Below are 2941 nucleotides of genomic sequence, written 5' to 3'. Positions count from 1 at the left end.
GGCGACAAGCTGCTCATCGAGGTCGCGACACGACTGGAGTCCTGCGTGCGCGACACCGACTGCCTCTGTCGCCTGGCGGGTGACGAGTTCACGATCATCCTCGAAGGCGCTGGCCACCCGACCGAGGTGCACCGCATCGGCCAGCGCATCCTGGAGCGCCTGGGTGAGCCCTGCGTGATCGGCGAGGAAACGGTCTGGCCAGGCGCCAGCGTGGGCGCGGCGTTGTTCGAGGCGCAAGACAGCCACGACAGCCTGTGTCAGCGCGCCGACGCCGCGATGTACACCGCCAAACGCGCGGGCAAAGCCCGCTTCGTGCTGCAGGGTGACGAGCTGGCACCGCGTCGCCCCCCATCGACGCAACAAGCCTGCGCCTGAGGCCTGCATTCCCCGCGATCGAGGGGCGCACCACAACGGTGCCAGGCGCCCACCATCCGGATCACCCTGGTATAAACACCAAGCCCCAACGGACAGCCTGCTGGATGCAGGCTGTCGTCGTTTCGCCCAACCTTCCCTTTTGTCGCGCATGCAGCCTCACGACCGCCCCGCTTCTCACTTCGTCGCCACGCAAAAAGTGCCGACCAGTCGACCTGCGGGGACCCAGCGGCAGCGTGTCGTCATCGTCGGTTGCGGCTTCGGGGGTCTGGAAGCCGCCAAAGCGCTGGAGGGCGCCAATGTGGACGTGGTCGTCATCGACCGCACCAACCACCACCTGTTTCAGCCCTTGCTCTACCAGGTGGCGACCGCCGGCCTGCCCGCACCCGCCATCGCCGCGCCCATCCGGCACGTGTTGCGCAAGCAGATCGCCCAGGGTCACCTGACGGTGCTGATGGGCGAGGTCACGTCGATCGACACCGCCTCGTCGTGCGTGGTGCTCGATGGCGGCGAACACCTGCACTACGACCAGCTCATCGTGGCCGCCGGCGCCACCCACAGCTACTTCGGGCGGGACGACTGGGCCAAGTACGCGCCCGGCCTCAAGACCCTGGGCGATGCCTTCACCATCCGTCGCCGGGTGCTGACCGCGTTCGAGCAAGCCGAGCGCGAGCCCGATCCGGCCAAGCGCGTACCCTGGCTGACCTTCGCCGTGGTCGGTGCCGGCCCCACCGGCGTCGAGATGGCCGGCACCATGTCCGAGATCGCTCAGCACACCCTGAGCGCCGAATTCCGCCGCATCGACTCGCGCGACGCCCGCGTCATCCTGCTCGAAGGCGCACCTCGCGTGCTCGGCACCTTCACCGAAGACCTGTCTCAGCGCGCCAAGGAACAGCTCGAAGGCCTGGGTGCCGAGGTGCTGCCAGGTGCCAAGGTGACCAACATCACCGCCTTCGGCATCCATTACGACGTGGCCGAGAAGCAGCCCGATGGCAGCAGCCGCAACGTCTCGCACTTCTTGCCCACCCGCACGGTGATCTGGGCTGCTGGCGTGGCCGCTTCACCGCTGGGCAAGGCCCTGGCCAAGAGCACCGGCTGCGAGCTCGACCGCGCTGGGCGCGTGGTGGTGCAACCTGACCTGACCATCCCCGGCCACCCCAACATCCACGTGGTGGGCGACCTGGCCAGCGCCAAGAGCTACCTCGACCCGCACAACCCCACGCCCGTGCCAGGCGTGAGTCCCGGCGCCAAGCAGATGGGCCGCAAGGCCGCCTTCAACATCATGCGCCGCATGAAGGGCCTGGAGCCTCAGGCCTTCCGCTACTTCGACTACGGCTCGCTGGCCACCATCGGCAAGCGCGCGGCCGTGGCCATGATCGACCTGCCCTTCACGAAAAAGCAGGTGCGCTTCAGCGGCTTCTCGGCCTGGCTGTTCTGGCTCTTCGTGCACGTGTACTTCCTGATCGGGTTCCGCAACCGCATGGTGGTGATGATGGACTGGGCCTGGGCCTACTTCACCTCGCAGCGCCACGCCCGCGTCTTCCCAGACCCGCACGCGCTGGAGCCGCACAAGGTGCTGGTGAGCGTGGCCGACGCGCGCACGACGGCACCGACGCCCGCACCTGCTGCGGTGGCGGCATCCGCACCAAGCCAGGCTGGCTGACACAGCAGGCAATCAGGGCCCCTGCGACGGTCGCACGGGAGGGCTGGACAGGTGGCGCCGTCCACCAACGTGGATGACTGCAAGCGCAGGCAGGTGATGCCCGGCGTGGCAACATCGAGCCTGACCGCCTGAAGCATCAGGCCCGAGCAGGATCCACCCGTGAACGCCCCCACCCACACTTCCCCTCACGCCGCCCTCGCCTCGCCCGTCCCCGCCCGCCTGAGCACCTTGCGCGCCCACATGGCGGCCCAGGGCTGGCAGGCCGTGCTGCTGCCCAGCAGCGACCCGCACCTCTCAGAGTACCTGCCCGAGCGCTGGCAGGGCCGCGCCCACTTCAGCGGCTTCACCGGCTCTTCGGGCACTTTGCTCGTGGCCGCCGACCGAGCTGCCGTCTTCACCGACAGCCGGTACTGGACGCAGGCCGAGGCCGAGCTCGCCGGCACAGGTGTGGACCTGGTCAAGCTCGATGGCGCCTTCAACCCGGCTTGTGCCGAGTGGCTGAAATCGCTGGGCCTCCAAGGAGATGCTGGAGGCGTTGGTGGTTGCGGCGAGAAGCTCACACTGGCCACCGACGGCGCCGTCATGGGCCTGGCCCAGACACAGCAACTGCAATCGGCCTTGAAGGACGCCGGCTGGTGCCTGCACACCCGAGACGACGTGCTCGAGGGCGCCTGGCCCGAGCGCCCGGGCCTGCCATCGGCCCCGGTGTACGAGCACGTGCCGCCACACGCGTCGATCTCGCGCGCCGACAAGCTGGCCCACGTGCGGCAAGCCCTGGCCGAGCGTGGCGCCACCCACCACTGGATCGCCACGCTCGACGACCTGGCCTGGCTGCTGAACCTGCGCGGCGCCGACGTCGAATACAACCCGGTCTTCCTGGCGCACCTGCTGGTCTCGCCCGATGGT

At 68.8% G+C, this 2941-nt stretch carries 3 protein-coding genes; all 3 read left to right on the top strand.

Translation table 11 applies throughout. The annotated features are described in order from the left end of the window. Positions 1-375 (top strand): diguanylate cyclase domain-containing protein (locus B2W70_RS02150; RefSeq protein WP_286742372.1); only part of this gene is annotated, 375 nt, incomplete at its 5' end. Positions 376-523: 148 nt separating this feature from the next. Beyond that, the gene (locus tag B2W70_RS02145) at positions 524-2035 is read left to right on the top strand and encodes an NAD(P)/FAD-dependent oxidoreductase (protein ID WP_286742370.1); all 1512 of its coding nucleotides are present in this window, start codon (positions 524-526) and stop codon (positions 2033-2035) included. Positions 2036-2194: 159 nt separating this feature from the next. Beyond that, positions 2195-2941 (top strand): aminopeptidase P family N-terminal domain-containing protein (locus tag B2W70_RS02140; RefSeq protein WP_286742366.1); only part of this gene is annotated, 747 nt, incomplete at its 3' end.

Origin of the sequence: Aquabacterium sp. UBA2148, from assembly GCF_002328915.1 — a bacterium.
In the GTDB taxonomy this organism is placed as follows: domain Bacteria; phylum Pseudomonadota; class Gammaproteobacteria; order Burkholderiales; family Burkholderiaceae_C; genus Aquabacterium; species Aquabacterium parvum.
This window is presented reverse-complemented; position numbering and strand designations above follow the sequence as displayed.

Bases quoted from the DNA above. Each gene is read 5' to 3' on its own strand.
- B2W70_RS02145 (WP_286742370.1), top strand. From the start codon at position 524: ATGCAGCCTCACGACCGCCCCGCTTCTCACTTCGTCGCCACGCAAAAA.